Source organism: Aquisalimonas asiatica, assembly GCF_900110585.1.
In the GTDB taxonomy this organism is placed as follows: domain Bacteria; phylum Pseudomonadota; class Gammaproteobacteria; order Nitrococcales; family Aquisalimonadaceae; genus Aquisalimonas; species Aquisalimonas asiatica.
This window is the reverse complement of the sequence record NZ_FOEG01000003.1, coordinates 233,261-248,301: the sequence shown is the minus strand read 5'-3', so window position 1 is coordinate 248,301 and position 15,041 is coordinate 233,261. Positions and strand designations below refer to the sequence as shown.

Below are 15,041 nucleotides of genomic sequence, written 5' to 3'. Positions count from 1 at the left end.
TCGGGCGACTCGACCCCCGCCCGGCGAGGCGGGGGGAGCTGGATGTCAGGCAGGTGCGGCGTCGCGCATTCCGGCCTCGACGCAGGCGACGGCGCTCATGTTGATGATGCCCCGCACGGTCACCGACGGCGTGAGGATATGCGCCGGCTCGGCGGCGCCCAGCAGGATCGGCCCGATGGAGACGCCGTCGCTGGCGCCCTTGAGCAGATTGAAGGCGATGTTCGCCGCGTCCAGCGTGGGCAGGATCAGCAGATTGGCCGTGCCCTTGAGTGTGGAGTTGGGGAAGATGCGTTCGCGGATCTCCTCCGAGAGCGCCGCATCACCGTGCATTTCGCCTTCCACCTCCAGGGCCGGGGCCCGCTCCCGGATCAGCGACAGCGCCGTGCGCATCTTGTCCGCGGAGTCGGCGTCGGAGGAGCCGAAGCTGGAGTGGGACAGCAGGGCGAGCTTCGGTGTCATGCCGAAACGCTGGACTTCTTCCGCCGCCAGCACGGCCATCTCCGCGATCTGCTCGGCGCCGGGGTTGCTGTTCACGTAGGTGTCGCAGAGGAAGAACGTCCCCTTGCGCAGGATCAGCGCGTTCATGGCGGCAATGTTGTTGCAGCCCGCCTGCCGGCCGAGCACCGATTCGATGTGGTAGAGGTGCTGGTGGTAGCGCCCGACCACGCCGCTGATCATGGCGTCGGCCTCATTGCGGCGGACCATGAGCGCGGCAATCACCGTGTTGCGGGTGCGCACGATGGTGCGGGCCTGGTCGGGGGTGACGCCGTTGCGCTCCATGATGCCGTGGTAGAGGGTCCAGTAGTCCCGGTAGCGCGGGTCGTCCTCCGGATCCACCAGCTCGAAGTCCTTGTCCATCTTCAGGCGCAGGCCCAGGCGCTCGATGCGCATCTCCACCACCTTGCGTCGCCCCACCAGGATGGGCTCGCCCAGACCGTCGTCCACGACCACCTGCACCGCGCGCAGCACGCGGTCCTGCTCGCCTTCGGCGTACACGATCCGCCGCGGCTTCTGGCGCGCCTGCTCCAGTACCGGCTTCATCACCAGGCCGGAACGGAACACGAAGGTATTCAGCTGGCGCCGGTAGGCGTTGAAGTCGGTAATCGGCCGCGCCGCGACACCGGTTTCCATGGCGGCGCGGGCCACGGCCGGAGCGACCCGGACGATCAGGCGCGGGTCGAAGGGCTTCGGGATCAGGTAGTCCGGGCCGAAGTGCAGACTGGTATCGCCGTAGGCGTTGGCGACGATGTCGGACGACTCCTCCATGGCCAGATCGGCGATGGCCTCGACACAGGCCAGTTTCATGGCTTCGTTGATGGTGGTCGCACCCACGTCCAGGGCGCCGCGGAAGATGAACGGGAAGCACAGGACGTTGTTGACCTGGTTCGGGTAGTCGGAGCGACCCGTGGCCATGATGCAGTCCGGCCGCTCGGCCTGGGCGTCTTCCGGCAGGATCTCCGGGATCGGGTTGGACATGGCCAGAATCAGCGGGTCACGGGCCATGCCGGCGACCATCTCCCGGCTCAGCACGCCCGGTGCCGACAGCCCCAGGAAGATGTCCGCATCCGGAATCGCCTCGGCCAGGGTGCGCGCGTCCACGTCCCTGGCGAACGCCCGCTGCCGCGGGTGCAGGCCCTCGCGGCCCGTGTGCACGACACCGCGGGAGTCCAGCATCAGTATGTTGTCCTGCCGGATACCCATGCCCACCAGCAACTCCAGGCAGGCCACGGCGGCCGCGCCGGCGCCGGAGCACACCAGCTTGACCTCGCCGACGTCCTTTTCCACCAGGCGCAGCCCGTTGCGCACGGCGGCGGCGGTAATGATGGCGGTGCCGTGCTGATCGTCGTGGAACACCGGGATGTTCATGCGCTCCTTCAGGCGCTCTTCCACCTCGAAGCACTCCGGCGACTTGATGTCTTCCAGGTTGATGCCGCCAAAGGTGGGCTCCAGGCTGGCGATGATGTCCACCAGCCGGTCGGGGTCGGCTTCGTCCACTTCCACGTCGAACACATCGATGCCGGAGAACTTCTTGAACAGCACGCCCTTGCCCTCCATCACCGGCTTGGAGGCCAGCGGGCCGATGTTGCCCAGCCCGAGCACCGCGGTGCCGTTACTGACCACACCGACCAGGTTGCCCCGGGCGGTGACAGATGCCGCTTCCCTGGCGTCCTCCACGATCAGTTCGCACGCCGACGCCACCCCCGGGGAGTAGGCCAGCGCCAGGTCCCGCTGGGTGGCGAGGGGTTTGGTGGGGGTGACCTCCAGCTTTCCGGGGCGGGGCTGGCGGTGGTATTCGATCGCGCTGTCACGCAGTTGGTCGGACATGTTCGGTCTCCCTGTTCAGGCGGGTGTTGCATACGGTTGCCCGCACGGCACGCTTGAGGCGCGCCGTGCGGATCGTGGATCAAGGGGAGTTCACCCGGCGCGCAGGCGCCGGGCGCGTTGGCGGATCAGCGGTTTTCGCTACCGGCGGGTGCATCGTCGGCCGGGGCGTCGTCGTCCGATGCCTGCTCCGCCTCCGGTGCTTCATACCCCTGCCCCTTGGCCCGGGGCAGCACCGCATCCAGGAACAGGGCGGCGATGGCGGCCGGCACGAGCCCGGACTTCAGCAGCACGCCCACCTGGCCGGGCAGCGTGTCGGCGATCTCCTCGGTGGCCGGGAGGCCGACGCCGAGGCCGATGGCGACCGCGATGATGAGCAGGTTGCGCTGGTCCAGTTCGCAGCGCTGCAGGATCTTCAGGCCCGCGGAGGCGATCATGCCGAACATCACCACGGCCGCACCGCCCAGCACCGGTTCCGGCATGGCCGAGACCACCCCGCCAAGCTTGGGAACGAGCCCCAGGGCGATCAGGAACAGGCCGCCGATGGTGACCACGTGGCGGCTGACAACGCCGGTGAGGGTCACCAGGCCCACATTCTGGGCGAAGGCCGTGTTCGGCAGGGTGTTGAAGATTGCGGCGAACGACGTGGCGGCGCCGTCCGCCATCACGCCGCCGGATAGCTCGCGCCCCTTGGGCTGCCGGCCGGCACCGCCCACGGTGATGGCCGTGATGTTGCCAATGGTCTCCAGCCCCACCACGAACATGATCAGCACCATGCCGACGATGGCCGCCAGCTCGAACTGCATGCCGTAGACGAAGGGCTGGGGCAGGGCGAACCAGCTCGCCTCGGCCACCGGGGAGAAGTCCACCATGCCCAGGGCGATGGCGGTGACATACCCCACGGCCAGACCGACCAGAACGGATGCCGCCTTGAAAATGCCCTTGCCGTACTGGTGCACGATGACGGTGACCACCAGCACGAACAGCGCCATGCCCAGGTTGGCCGGAGAGGCGTAGTCGGATGCCGAGCCGTCACCGCCACCCGCGGCATAGTTGAGGCCCACCGGCATGAGCGAAATACCGATCAGCAGCACGACAATGCCGGTGACCACGGGTGAGAACCAGTGGCGTATTTTCTTGAGAATGGCCCCCAGGCCGATCTGGAACAGCCCCGCGATGAAGGCCGCCCCGAGGACGGTGGGCAAGCCGAAGGTGCTGGCCATTGGCAGGGCCACCGGCATGAACCCGAAGCTGGTGCCCTGCACGATGGGCAGGCGTGCGCCGATGGGGCCGGCACCCAGGGTCTGCAGCAGGGTGCAGACACCGGCGACGAACAGCGCCACCTGAATCAGGAACACCGTCTCGCCGGTAGTGGCGCCGATGACGCCGGCGATGATGATGGGTGGGGTCACGTTGCCGGCGAACATCGCCATGACGTGCTGCAGGCCGAGGGGAATGGCTTTGCTGAGCGGTGGGGTTACGTCCGGGTCGCGAACCTGCTCCGTGGCGGGGTCGGCGGTGGTGCTGTCGGACCGGTGCTGCGTCTCGTCCTGGTCAGGCATGACGTCTCCTCCTGGCATTGTTGTGTCACCGGTCGGCATGCCGGCTTTCGCAAACTGTATACAAAATAGTATCTAGAAATTTAACAAAGTTGAGTACACATGCAACCCCTTCCGTGCTCCTGTCCAGGGCACGCCGGACGGCCCCGAGCCGGTCCACGGGGTTGCGGCTGACCGCATGGAAACGCCACTATTCATGCAGAGCAGGAAGGGATGTCAATGTATACGACGCCGTTACAACCAGCCCGGAACCGGGCGTCCACCAGGGTGGGGGGCTCGTGACAACGGGGCGCGCCGCGCATCCCCGCCGGTATCTGGTGTTCGCGTTGTTCGCGGCGGGATTCCTGCTGTCCTACGTCCTTCGCGGGGTCAACGTCGCCTTCGAGGAGAAGCTGGCCAGCGGGTTCGGGCTGGAGTCCGCGGCAGTGGGGGCGGTCACCGCCAGCTTCTTTCTGGCGTTCGCGCTGGTCCAGCCCCTGGTCGGCTACCTCCTTGACCGGATTGGCCCCCGCCGCACCCAGAGTCTGTTGCTGATTGTCGCGGCCGTGGGCGCAGCGGTCTTCGCCCTGGCGGCGGGGCTGGCGGGGCTCATGACCGGGCGCGTGCTGCTGGGAATCGGTCTGGCTGCCAGCCTGACCGCCGGCTACAAGGCCATCGCCGAGGTCTTCCCGGCGGCGCAGGTGCCGCTGTTCAACGGGCTGCTCGCCTCCGTGGGGAGTCTCGGTGTCGTCCTGGTGGGGACGCCGCTGGATGCGCTTCTGTATGTGCTGGACTGGCGGCAGATCATGGGCGTGCTGGGTGCCATCGCCCTGGTGCTGACGGTGCTGCTCTGGCTGCTGGTGCCCGAGCCGCCAAGGACGCCGGCGGGGCAGGAGAGTGCGGACGGGCCGGGTCTCTTCGGCTATATGGCCGACCCGCGCTACTGGTCGATCCTGCCTCTGGGTATTCTCAATCAGTCCATGTTCCTGGCCATGCAGACCCTGTGGCTGATGCCGTTTCTGCGCCAGACCATGGACTACAGCCGTGGTGAAGCGGCCATGAGCGTGTCGGTGGTGGGCGTCGCCCTGATCTTCGGCGGGGTGGGGCTCGGCGCGCTGGCGAGCTGGATGCTGCGCTTCCGCATTGAGGTGGCGGTGACCGCCGGTATCGCCATGTCGCTGTTTCCGCTCGTCCAGACGTGGGTGCTGTTGCAGGGTGAGGCGGTGACCCAGGCGACCTGGTTCCTGTTCGGTGTCACCGGTGGTTCGGGCATGGTGCTGTATGCCGTGTTCGCGCGCACGTTCCCCGGGTCCATGTTGGGGCGTCTCAGCACCACCTACACCCTGGGCGTGTTCCTGGGTACGTTCCTGCTGCAGGCGGCCTACGGGTGGCTGCTGGATCTGGGACAGGCGGCGGGCAGGACGCCGGAGGAGGCCCACGTGGGGATCTGGGCGCTGCTGATTGCACTGCAGGTGGTGGCCGTCGCCTGCTACTGGGGCATGACCCCCGCCCGGCGTCGCCGCGCCGCCGCCGCGTATCGGCATCCGTAGGCATCGGTATCGGTGGATGTAAACATCCACCCTACGGCCCACCCGCAACACCGCGGTGACCGTTGACCGTAGGGTGGACCTTCAGGTCCACCAACCCGGTCGCATCCAGGCCCCACCCGACGCCGCGCCCCACGTAGGGTGGACCTTCAGGTCCACCATCCATCCCGGCTCTAAGGCGAAAACCGCCCAAGATCGCCCGTATACGTCTTCGCCACCGGGTACGCCAGATCCCCCGCCTTGCTGGTCCCAAGCCCCATGCCCACCAGACTCTCCACCAGCTTGACGGCGGCGCCCACGCCATCGATCACCGGCACGCCCAGCTCATCAGACAGTGCCCGCGGCAGATCCGCCATACCGGCGCAGCCCAGCACCAGCGCCTCGGCCCGGTCCTGCTCGATGGCGGCGCGACACTCGGCGGTGATGCGGGCGCGGGCGTCGGAGGCGGGATCATCCAGCTCCAGCACGGCAATCTCGGTGGCGCGGATGGCGCAGCAGTGCCGCGCCATGCCGTATTGCTCCGCCAGGTGGGCGGCAATGATGCGGGTGCGATCCAGGGTGGTGACCACGGCGAACCGCGGCGCGATCAGGCTGGCCATGTGCATGGCCGCCTCGGCAATGCCGATGACCGGGCCGGCCGCAACCTCACGGGCCGCCATGAGTCCGGGGTCGCCGAAGCAGGCGATCACGTGGCCGTCGACGCCGGCCTGTTCCCCGTCGTGCACCTTCGCCAGCATGCCCGGCACGGCCATGGCCTCGTCGTAGTGCCCCTCGATGGAGGGCGGCCCGTCGGCGGGGTTCACGGCCAGGATCTCCGTGCCGGGACCGGCCACCGCGCGCGCCGCATCGCCGATGGCATCGGTCATGTGGGCGCTGGTGTTCGGGTTGATGACCTGGATGCGCATGGCTGGTGTTCCCTCTAAGCGAGCGTGTCGGCGGTGACTGAGATGTCGCACATGTGCCTCCTGTGCCCCCGGTGCCGATCGGGTACGCCGGTCACGGACTGTCCGCGGCCCGGACGGCCGCGGTCAAGCGCCCATGGATGGGTTCACAGCGTGTCCGTGACCGGCGTACCCGATCGGCCCCCCCGGATCGAAGCCCGAACAGCCGAATCGTCCAGGCCGCGGACGGTCCGTGACCGGCGCACCCGACCGGCACCTGTGGCGACCTCTCCGGCTCTGGGCGAGCCGATCGTCACTTGTGGGTCGACGCCTCCGCCTCAGCTTACCCTTCCTCGGCAATCGCCTGCAGCCGCAGGCGGGCGATGCGGTTCACCTGGTCCACGGCGGTGCGGAACTCCGTGTCCTGGTCATTGTTCACCCGCTGCTCGAACGCCGCCAGGATGTCCGTGCGGTGGTAGCCCTTCACGGCCATGATGAAGGGAAAGCCGAAGCGCGCGTTGTACTGCTCGTTGAGCGTCATGAACCGCTGGAATTCCTCTTCCGTGCACTCATCGAGCCCCGCGCCGGCCTGCTCGCCCGTGGATTCCTCGGTGAGCTCCTTGCGCACGGCGGCCTTGCCGGCCAGCTCCGGGTGGGCGCGCAGCAGTTTCAGCTTGTCGGCGTCCGCGGCCTCGTCGAGCATCTCGGCCATGGCGCTGGCAAGCCCGTCCACCGTGTCGTGGCGGTCATCCAGGCCCCGCTGCCAGAGTGCCTGCGCGATCCAGGGGGTGTGTTCGTACACACCGGCAAAGCGCTCCATGAACGTGTCGTAGTCCAGATCGCGCGGCGGCGTCGGGAAGGGGGTGGAGTCCGTGGCCATGGTCTGCGTCCTCGCTGTCTGCGTCATGTGTCTGAATGTATGTATACGTAACTGTGTACATTGTATCAAGTGCCATGCCCTGGCTCGTGCGCCGCGATGGGGCGCCACGCCCCGGTGCGGTGCAGTATCGATTGTATATTGCGATTGGATACAAACGTGGATATATTGGCCTCTGTCACTTTTGCCAACGATCTCGGAGAGAACGTTATGGGACGCCTGACAACACACGTACTCGACACCGCCCACGGGGCCCCGGGCGCCAACATGCGGATCGACGTCTACCGCATCAGCGCGGGCGAGCGGCAGCACCTCAAGACGGTGACCACCAACGCCGACGGCCGCAGCGATGCCCCGGTGCTGGAAGGCGAGGCCTTCACCGCCGGGCAGTACGAGCTGGAGTTCCACGCCGGCGCCTACTTCCGCGCCCGCGGTGTGGAGCTGCCCGAGCCGGCATTCCTTGATGACGTGGTCGTGCGCTTCGGCATCGCCAGTCCCGGCGAGCACTACCACGTTCCGCTTCTGGTGTCCCCCTACAGCTACAGCACGTACCGGGGCAGCTGACCCGCATCCGCGCTCCGTCGCCGGACGGCCCGCCCGGGGCTGCCGGTGCCGGCCCGCGGCCCCGGGTGGAGGAGAGAGAATGGAAAGCCATATTCATACCTGGCTGGAACTGCTGGTTCGCTGGGCGCACTTCATCACCGGCATCGCCTGGATCGGTGCCTCGTTCTACTTCAACTGGCTCGAGAACCATCTGGACCGGGCCGCGCAGCGCAATCGCGACAATATCGCCGGCCATCTCTGGGCCGTGCACGGAGGCGGGTTCTACTACCTGGAGAAGTTCAAGGTCGCCCCGGACAAGCTCCCCGAGACACTGCACTGGTTCAAGTGGGAAGCCTACATGACCTGGGTCTCCGGCTTCGTGCTGCTGGTGCTGGTCTACTACATGGGCGCCGAGTCCTATCTCATCGACAGCCGCGTCGCTGACCTGAGCGTGCCGGTGGCCATCGGCATCGGTATCGCCACGCTGGTGTTGTCGTGGGTTGTCTACGATCAGCTCTGCAAGTCGCCGCTGGGGGACCGGCCGGCGCTACTGGCGGGTGTGATCGCCGTGTTGCTGGTGCTGCTCAGCTTCGCCATGACGCAGATCTACGGCGGCCGTGGCGCGTTCATCCACGTGGGTGCGGCCATCGGCACCATCATGGTGGCCAACGTCTTCTTCGTCATCATCCCCAACCAGCGCGACCTGGTGGATGCCATGAAGGAGGGGCGGGCGCCGGACGGGGCCAAGGGCAAAGCCGGCCTGACCCGCTCGCGGCACAACAACTACCTCACCCTGCCGGTGTTGTTCATCATGATCAGCAACCACTACCCGGGCACCTACGCCCACGAGTGGAACTGGGTGGTGCTGGCGCTGATCATGGCGGGCGGCGTGGCCATCCGGCACTACTTCAACGTGCGCCACCTGCCGGAGAAGAAGGTCTGGATTCTGCCGGTCGGCTTCGTCCTGTTGCTGGGCGCGTTCTTCCTCACCATGCCCGAGCAGCGTACCGCGCCGGATACCGACGACAGCGTCGAAGTGGACGGGCCGGTGGAGACCGACGTGGTGTGGGAGATCGCCGAGAATCATTGCCTGGCCTGCCATGCAGTCGATGCCTCGAGCGGTGGTATTGCCTTCGAGGACGAGGAGGACCTGGAGCGCCAGGCCCGCAGCATCGCGCGGGCCGTGGGTAACCACAGCATGCCTCCCGGCAACCCCACCGACATGAGTGAAGAGGAGCGCGCCAAGGTGGAGCGCTGGTACCGGGATCTTCAGGAGCAGTAAGTGGCCCGTGCCGGGGCGGGTAGTGCGTACGCCCCGGGACCATGGTGCGATGCATCGCAACCGAGTGTCGTTAAGTATTGCGCCCAAAGTTGTATACATGATCGAATACCATTGCGGTTCGCAAAACATGGCGGCAACACCCGCCGCCGTGCGGCGAACCGGGCACACCACAACGAGAGACTTCGGGAGGAGCACACAATGACGACAACAAACACACTGGTTCGCTACTCCGGCGCCGCGGCGCTGGTGCTGGCCGCGGGCATGGCCAAGGCCGACACGGAAGTGGAGGTCCACGGCATCATCGACGTTTACGGTGGTGCCCAGAACCCGCTGGATGAAGACCGCTGGACCGGCAAACTCAGCGCGGGCGGCAAGGACACCTCCTACTGGGGCATCTCCGCCCGGCACCAGGTCAACGACAACGTGGCCGTGGTGGGTGACCTGGAAGCCTTCTTCCGCCCCGACTCCGCCGAGCAGGGCCGGTTCGACGGCGACGTCTTTTTCGCCCGCAACGCCAACGTCGGCGTGGAGACGGAGTACGGCACGGTGCGCGGCGGCCGCGTGACCGCGCCGTTGTTCCTGCCCATGGCGTTCACCAACCCGTTCGGCGGCTCGTTCGAGTTCTCCCCGGCCAACTACCACACCTACGCGGGTGGCCCCGAGTTTGCACACCTGGTTGGCGACTCGGGCTGGAGCGACACCGTCCAGTACACGGCACCGACCGTGAACGGCATGACCTTCACCGTGATGTACGGCTTCGGGGACGAGGAGAGTGACTCCCGGGGTGATGATCGGGTCGGCGCCAACCTGGTGTATCGCGATGGCGGTTTCACCGGCACGGCAGCGGCCCATGCCATTGATTACGGCCTGGACTTCAACTCTTCAGGTGAGGGCGGCACGCAGTACGCTGCACTGCTTGGTGGCATGTACGACTTCGGCACCTTCCAGCTCTACGGGCAGTACCAGCACATCGACAATGACCTGGACACGGACGACTTCTCCATGAACACGGTCACCGCTGGCGTCAGTGTGGACGCCGGGCCGGGGCAGGTGCTTGCCTCTTACGCGTTCTCTGACGGCTCGCGCCTTGGTGGTGGGGGTGAGGAGCCTGGTGACGGAGAAGTCAACGACGGCGGCGACCGCAACACCTGGGCCGTAGGCTACGAGCTGCCGGTGGGTGACATGGCCACCGCCTACGCCACCTATTTCATGGATGACATCGACGACATCGATGACGAGGGTCACAACGTGGGGGCGGGCATGCAGCTGCGCTTCTGACGCGGCGCCTGACGGTACGGGGCGCGGCGTCGTTTCCGCCGCGCCCCGTGCGCTCACCGCCGGGCGAACAGGTGCCTGGCGCACCGCGAGGCGACACGGTGGCCCTGGTGTTTAACTGGTGTATTGTATACATGTTAAGTATACTTCAGTGAGTAGTCCGGGTATCCTCGCGGGAGGAAATCGGGCAGCCAGACAAGGTGTTACAAGGGAGGCCACCATGTCCAGAGACAATATCACCGCCATGGGCAATCGCCGCAAAGCAAAGTCACGGGACAGCCGGCGCGACGAGGAGATCTACCGCGCCATGAGCGAGGCGATCGTTGAGCATCGTCTGTCGCCCGGTGACCGCCTGCCGGAAGACGCGCTGGCGGAGGCGTTCGATGTCAGCCGCACCGGCATCCGCAAGGTGCTGCAGCGGCTGGCACTGGAGCGCCTGGTGACCATCCAGGCGAACCGCGGTGCCAGCGTCGCGCGGCCGTCGCCGGGGGAGGCCCGGGACGTCTTCGGTGCCCGGCGCATGGTCGAGTGTGCGCTCATGGACGCCGTGGCCGACAACATGACGGAAGAAGACCTGGCCGAGCTGCGCCAGCTGGTGCGTGACGAGCGCCACGCCCAGGGTCGGGGCGAGCAGCGCCAGGCCATTCAGCTCTCGGCAGCCTTTCACACGCGGCTGTCGCGGGTGGCGCGCAACGAGCCCATGAGCGAGTTCATCGGCCAGCTCGCCCTGCGCTCGTCGCTGGTGATCGCCGTGTATGGCTCCACCGACAGCATCGGCTGCGACTGCGGTGATCATGGCGAAGTGCTGGATCTTCTGGAGGCCGGGGAAAAGGACAAGGCCCGCAAGTGGATGGCCGGCCATCTTGAACACATTGAGCGCTCGCTGCGGTTCGAGAGCGGCAGCGAGGGCACACCGGATTTCAAATCGATTTTCCAGCGGCGTGCGCAAAGTGGCGCCGGAGACGGCTGACGACCGTTGCCCGGGGCCTGCGGCGGCGACCGCTTGAACGCGCAGGAGGAGAAGACAGGCATGGCCAACGCGAGCAACAGCGACACCTACCCGCGCGACATGCGCGGGTACGCCGGTAACCCGCCCCACGCCCAGTGGCCCGGGCAGGCCCGTGTGGCCGTGCAGTTCGTGCTGAACTACGAGGAGGGGGGCGAGAGCAACGTGCTCCATGGCGACCCTTACTCCGAGATCTTCCTCTCCGAGATCATCGGCGCGCAGCCCTACGCCGACCGCCACATGAGCATGGAGTCCATTTACGAGTATGGCTCCCGGGTCGGCGTGTGGCGGGTGTTGCGGGAGTTCGAGCGGCGTAACCTGCCGCTGACCCTGTTCGGTGTAGGCATGGCCCTGGAGCGCAACCCCGAAGTGGCGGACGCCTGCGTCAAACTGGGCCACGAGATCGCCTGCCACGGCTGGCGCTGGATCCACTACCAGGACATGGACGAGGCCACGGAGCGCGCCCACATGGAGCGCGGCATCGAGGCCCTGCGCCGGCTCACCGGCGAGACACCCCTGGGCTGGTACACCGGGCGCGACAGCCCCAACACCCGCCGGCTGGTGGTGGAGAACGGCAGCTTTCTCTACGATTCCGACTACTACGGCGACGACCTGCCGTTCTGGACCGAAGTCGAGACCAGCGCGGGTGAGCGCAAGCCGCATCTGGTGGTGCCCTATACCCTGGATACCAACGACATGCGTTTCGCCACCAACCAGGGTTTCAACTCCGGCGACCAGTTCTTCAGCTATATCCGCGACGCCTTCGACGTGCTCTACGACGAGGGCGCCGAAGCGCCGAAAATGCTCTCCATCGGCCTGCATCCGCGGCTGATCGGCCGGCCCGGACGCTTCCGGGCGTTGCAGCGGTTCCTGGATCATGTCGAAGCCCACGACCGGGTCTGGGTCAGTCGCCGGGTCGACATCGCCCGCCACTGGGCCTCCGTGCATCCCCATGCGGGCACTGCCGGTGCTGCCGCCGACAACGCGGCCAGGGCCGTGGAATCCGGCAGTTGAGGAGGCTGGCATGCTGACGCTCACCGCTGCACCACTGACCCGGGAGGCGTTCGCGCCGTTTGGCGACGTCATCCAGGTGGATGACCGCGTGGAGTCCTTTCCCATCAATGGAGGCAACACGCAGCGCTATCACGACCAGGCGCAGGTGCAGATCCTCGGCGACAACGCGCGGCCGATCATCAGCATCTTCCGCAGCCAGCCCTATCGCTTTCCCATCAGTCTCGAGCTACTGGAGCGCCACCCCCAGGGCAGTCAGGCATTCATGCCCATCAATGGCGATCGATTCGTGGTGGTGGTGGCGCCGGCGGGAGAGTGCATCCGCGCCGAGGATGTTCGCGCGTTCGTGACCAACGGCCAGCAGGGTGTCAATTTCCACGCTGGCGTGTGGCATCATCCCATGCTGGCGCTGGACCGCGTTGGCGATTTCCTGGTGGTGGACCGTGCCGGAGACGGCAATAATTGTGACGAGCGGGATCTTCCCTGTCCCATGACCGTGTCCGATTGACGCGGTCCCGGGCAAAAAAAAGAGCCCGGGTGGGCTCTTGAAGAGTGCTTCGCCATCGGGCGAAGCAGGGGGAGGCATCGCGGCGCGTTGACGCCCGCGATGTTGAAGCCTGTTGTCAGGAGCGAGAAAATTACGTGGCGGAACTCGTCCTGTTTCTCGCCTCGATTGCATGGGCCCAGATTAGCATTGCCGGAAGTGCGCCAGGAATAGCGACCATAGAAAAAATGGCGTGAACTGAGAGAATAAATCTGGAGGAGAAGTTCATGGACCAGTCATCGGAAATGATGATCTTCGTCCGCTGCGTCGAGCAGGGAAGCTTCTCGGCGGCTGCGCGGGATCTTCACATGACACCGTCCGCGGTCAGCAAGCAGATTCGACGCCTGGAAGACCGGCTCGGTGCCCGCCTGTTCAATCGCACCACCCGGCGTATCAGTCTTACCGAGGTGGGGCGCGATTTCTACACGCGCTGTTCGGAGATCATGGCCTCCATCCAGGAGGCGGAGGAGGTGGTGGGGTCGCTCCAGGGCGAAGTGCGCGGCACGCTGCGGGTGACCGCCACCGCGGCGTTTGCGCGCGTTCAGGTGCTGCCGCGCATCAACCGGTTCCTGCGCGAGAATCCGGACGTCAACATCGAGCTGGAGCTCACGGACCGCCCGGTGAACATGCTTGAAGAGGGCGTCGACGTGGCCATCATGCTCCAGGAGCAGGTGGACGACCCGTCGCTGGTGGTCCGTCAATTGGCGGTGAACCGCCGCGTCATCGTGGCGTCGCCTGACTACATCGAGCGCCGTGGGCTGCCCTCGAGCCCGGAGGACCTGGAGGATCACAACTGCCTCACCCTCTACCACGTCTCCAGTTTCAACGACTGGGATTTCGACGGCGAGGATGGACGTCCGCGCCGTATCCATGTGGACGGCAACTTCCGCGCCAGCACCGCCAGCGCCCTGTACGAGGCCGCACTGGCCGGTGTCGGGGTGGCGCGCCTGTCCACCTGGCTGGTGGCGCCGGACATCCGCAGTGGTCGGTTGGTTCAGGTGCTGCCGGATTACGTGCAGGAGAATTCATCCTATTACGTGCTGTTTCCCCAGGGGCGGCATCTGGCCCGCAAGATTCGTGCGTTCGTGGATTTTCTTGTGGAGGAATTCAAGCCGGTGCCGCCCTGGGAGCAGGAGCAGTCCCGCATCAGTAACCCGACCGCAGTCGTGCAGAGTTACTAACCTTTTACCCTTTTCGGCATAAATGATTTTCGATAAAGGCCGTTTCCGAAAAGGTTGGTCATCGGTATCTTTGTTCCTGTCTTCACCGGATTCGGAGGAGACACGGAAAGGCCCCAAAAGGGCCATTTGATGTGGATCGCATCAACACCCTTCGACACGTATTGGCAAACGGTACGCCGTCGATGAAAGGAGGTATCGATATGAGCTTCGTAAACGGCTTTTTCCAGCCCGAAATGTGGGGCATGAAACTCCCCGAACAGGACGCCCCCCGGACACCGCCGCGCCAGGCGTTTGATGCGGATGACGAAAGCGGTGCAGCCATCGCCGCGCGGTTCACCACCGCGAGCGGCGCCGTGCTGAGCGATCGCACCTTTCCGTGGGAACTCTACGGCGCGGCGGTCTGATACCCCGGACTCAGCGCCCGGACCGGGAGGCGAGTGTCACCGCCAGTGCCACCGCCGACCGGCCCAGGTGGCTGACCGGTGTGCCGTCCGGCTGCTTCTGGTTCCACGACAGCCCCGACGTATGAGGCATGGGCACCACCGGCACCCCCTGGTAGCACGGCAGTGCGTCCGCGGAAGGCTGCTGTGCCAGCAGCGCGCGTATGCGGCCCAGGTGATTGTCCTTCCAGTGCGGCAGCAGATGTTTCGTGGCGGTGTGGCCCACGGCCAGCAGCACGCCGGGCGTGAACGTCCGCAGCGTGTCCGTGAGCCAGGGGCTGCAGGCATCGATTTCGGCGCGGCGAGGTCGGCGGTTGTCCGGCGGGCGGCAGCGTACGATATTGGTGCGTGCGTAGGCATCGCGGCCGAGGCCGTGTTCCGCGAGAACCCGGTCCAGTGTGCGCCCGGCGCTGCCGGCAAAGCCCACCCCGGTGACGTCTTCCTGATGTCCGGGCGCCTCGCCCACGGCCAGCAGGCCGTGGGCCGGGCCGTCGGGCAGCACGACCTGTGTCCGTGTCTCGCACAGGCCGCAGGCCGTGCAGTGTTCGGGGCTGGTGCCTGTCATGGGCGCCATGATAGCGCCTGCCGCGGTTG

Annotated in this window: 14 protein-coding genes; 9 read left to right on the top strand and 5 right to left on the bottom strand. The window is 66.3% G+C overall.

Going from position 1 to position 15,041, the window contains the following annotated elements; all coding sequences use genetic code 11:
- Nucleotides 1-45: 45 nt before the first annotated feature.
- Nucleotides 46-2,325, bottom strand: a complete 2,280-nt coding sequence (locus tag BMZ02_RS08985) for an NADP-dependent malic enzyme (protein WP_091642472.1) — start codon at nt 2,323-2,325, stop codon at nt 46-48.
- Nucleotides 2,326-2,450: 125 nt separating this feature from the next.
- A complete protein-coding gene (locus BMZ02_RS08980) occupies nt 2,451-3,884 on the bottom strand; it encodes a uracil-xanthine permease family protein (RefSeq protein ID WP_091642469.1) in 1,434 nt (477 codons plus the stop codon).
- A 275-nt stretch (nt 3,885-4,159) separates the two neighbouring features.
- Here BMZ02_RS08980 and BMZ02_RS08975 point away from each other — a divergent pair, with 275 nt between their 5' ends.
- Complete coding sequence (locus tag BMZ02_RS08975; RefSeq protein ID WP_171909871.1) at nt 4,160-5,410, top strand: MFS transporter; 1,251 nt, start codon at nt 4,160-4,162, stop codon at nt 5,408-5,410.
- A 170-nt stretch (nt 5,411-5,580) separates the two neighbouring features.
- Here the strand turns inward: BMZ02_RS08975 and BMZ02_RS08970 are convergent, their stop codons facing one another.
- Complete coding sequence (locus tag BMZ02_RS08970) at nt 5,581-6,312, bottom strand: aspartate/glutamate racemase family protein (protein WP_091642463.1); 732 nt, start codon at nt 6,310-6,312, stop codon at nt 5,581-5,583.
- Nucleotides 6,313-6,631: 319 nt separating this feature from the next.
- Nucleotides 6,632-7,168, bottom strand: coding sequence for a 2-oxo-4-hydroxy-4-carboxy-5-ureidoimidazoline decarboxylase (gene uraD / locus BMZ02_RS08965; protein WP_091642460.1), 537 nt, complete (start codon nt 7,166-7,168; stop codon nt 6,632-6,634).
- Between the two features lie 207 nt (nt 7,169-7,375).
- Between uraD and uraH the strand changes: the two genes are divergently transcribed.
- From uraH to BMZ02_RS08925, 8 genes are all read left to right on the top strand, one after another.
- Entirely contained in the window at nt 7,376-7,729 is a 354-nt protein-coding gene (gene uraH, locus BMZ02_RS08960; protein ID WP_091642458.1) for a hydroxyisourate hydrolase, read from the top strand.
- A 79-nt stretch (nt 7,730-7,808) separates the two neighbouring features.
- A complete protein-coding gene (locus BMZ02_RS08955; RefSeq protein ID WP_091642455.1) occupies nt 7,809-8,990 on the top strand; it encodes a urate hydroxylase PuuD in 1,182 nt (393 codons plus the stop codon).
- 198 nt (nt 8,991-9,188) lie between these two features.
- Entirely contained in the window at nt 9,189-10,268 is a 1,080-nt protein-coding gene (locus tag BMZ02_RS08950) for a porin (protein WP_091642452.1), read from the top strand.
- A 217-nt stretch (nt 10,269-10,485) separates the two neighbouring features.
- A complete protein-coding gene (locus BMZ02_RS08945; RefSeq protein WP_245753993.1) occupies nt 10,486-11,235 on the top strand; it encodes a GntR family transcriptional regulator in 750 nt (249 codons plus the stop codon).
- Nucleotides 11,236-11,295: 60 nt separating this feature from the next.
- The gene (puuE, locus tag BMZ02_RS08940) at nt 11,296-12,285 is read left to right on the top strand and encodes an allantoinase PuuE (protein ID WP_091642450.1); all 990 of its coding nucleotides are present in this window, start codon (nt 11,296-11,298) and stop codon (nt 12,283-12,285) included.
- Nucleotides 12,286-12,295: 10 nt separating this feature from the next.
- Nucleotides 12,296-12,790, top strand: a complete 495-nt coding sequence (locus BMZ02_RS08935) for an ureidoglycolate lyase (RefSeq protein ID WP_091642448.1) — start codon at nt 12,296-12,298, stop codon at nt 12,788-12,790.
- A 263-nt stretch (nt 12,791-13,053) separates the two neighbouring features.
- A complete protein-coding gene (locus BMZ02_RS08930) occupies nt 13,054-14,007 on the top strand; it encodes a LysR family transcriptional regulator (protein ID WP_091642445.1) in 954 nt (317 codons plus the stop codon).
- Between the two features lie 200 nt (nt 14,008-14,207).
- Nucleotides 14,208-14,411 carry a hypothetical protein gene (locus BMZ02_RS08925; protein WP_091642442.1) on the top strand — a complete coding sequence of 68 codons (204 nt, stop codon included), beginning with the start codon at nt 14,208-14,210 and terminating at the stop codon, nt 14,409-14,411.
- Nucleotides 14,412-14,421: 10 nt separating this feature from the next.
- Here the strand turns inward: BMZ02_RS08925 and BMZ02_RS08920 are convergent, their stop codons facing one another.
- Nucleotides 14,422-15,021, bottom strand: a complete 600-nt coding sequence (locus BMZ02_RS08920) for a uracil-DNA glycosylase (protein ID WP_245753992.1) — start codon at nt 15,019-15,021, stop codon at nt 14,422-14,424.
- Between the last annotated feature and the right edge of the window lie 20 nt (nt 15,022-15,041).

Excerpts from the sequence above, each read along its gene's own strand:
- BMZ02_RS08985 (WP_091642472.1), bottom strand. The coding sequence starts at position 2,325 with ATGTCCGACCAACTGCGTGACAGCGCGATCGAATACCACCGCCAGCCC.
- BMZ02_RS08980 (WP_091642469.1), bottom strand. The coding sequence starts at position 3,884 with ATGCCTGACCAGGACGAGACGCAGCACCGGTCCGACAGCACCACCGCC.
- BMZ02_RS08970 (WP_091642463.1), bottom strand. The coding sequence starts at position 6,312 with ATGCGCATCCAGGTCATCAACCCGAACACCAGCGCCCACATGACCGAT.
- uraD (WP_091642460.1), bottom strand. The coding sequence starts at position 7,168 with ATGGCCACGGACTCCACCCCCTTCCCGACGCCGCCGCGCGATCTGGAC.
- uraH (WP_091642458.1), top strand. The coding sequence starts at position 7,376 with ATGGGACGCCTGACAACACACGTACTCGACACCGCCCACGGGGCCCCG.
- BMZ02_RS08955 (WP_091642455.1), top strand. The coding sequence starts at position 7,809 with ATGGAAAGCCATATTCATACCTGGCTGGAACTGCTGGTTCGCTGGGCG.
- BMZ02_RS08950 (WP_091642452.1), top strand. The coding sequence starts at position 9,189 with ATGACGACAACAAACACACTGGTTCGCTACTCCGGCGCCGCGGCGCTG.
- BMZ02_RS08945 (WP_245753993.1), top strand. The coding sequence starts at position 10,486 with ATGTCCAGAGACAATATCACCGCCATGGGCAATCGCCGCAAAGCAAAG.
- puuE (WP_091642450.1), top strand. The coding sequence starts at position 11,296 with ATGGCCAACGCGAGCAACAGCGACACCTACCCGCGCGACATGCGCGGG.
- BMZ02_RS08935 (WP_091642448.1), top strand. The coding sequence starts at position 12,296 with ATGCTGACGCTCACCGCTGCACCACTGACCCGGGAGGCGTTCGCGCCG.
- BMZ02_RS08930 (WP_091642445.1), top strand. The coding sequence starts at position 13,054 with ATGGACCAGTCATCGGAAATGATGATCTTCGTCCGCTGCGTCGAGCAG.
- BMZ02_RS08925 (WP_091642442.1), top strand. The coding sequence starts at position 14,208 with ATGAGCTTCGTAAACGGCTTTTTCCAGCCCGAAATGTGGGGCATGAAA.
- BMZ02_RS08920 (WP_245753992.1), bottom strand. The coding sequence starts at position 15,021 with ATGGCGCCCATGACAGGCACCAGCCCCGAACACTGCACGGCCTGCGGC.